The following is a 285-nucleotide window of genomic DNA, read 5'->3' as shown; positions in this document are numbered from 1 at the left end:
CTCGAGATTCGGCATAAGCGACTCACACGGTTTTGCGCGTCGCAGGCTCCTTCAAAACCGGTTCCCTGCTTATCCCATGGGACCCTGGGAGGATAGGAAGCCGCTCATTCCCCACTAGCCACGAACCACTAACAACGAACAACAAAAAAAGCACTAGCATTTGCTAGTGCTTTTTTCCTTAATCAGCGGCTTCCTATCCTCCCAGGGAGCCTCCCCCCAAGTACTTTCGGCGTTTGCGGGCTTAACTGCTGTGTTCGGCATGGGAACAGGTGGATCCCCGCAGCT

1 rRNA gene is annotated in these 285 nt (G+C 54.4%); it reads right to left on the bottom strand.

Features of this window, described 5'->3' with window-relative positions:
* Positions 1–180: 180 nt before the first annotated feature.
* Positions 181–285: ribosomal RNA gene (gene rrf / locus ACE418_RS13515) — 5S ribosomal RNA — on the bottom strand; the annotation flags it as partial.

The sequence above is a fragment of the Megasphaera jansseni genome, assembly GCF_047974155.1.
Classification (GTDB): Bacteria; Bacillota; Negativicutes; order Veillonellales; family Megasphaeraceae; genus Megasphaera.
Note: the sequence above shows the minus strand (reverse complement) of the source record. Positions and strands in the feature narration are given on the sequence as shown.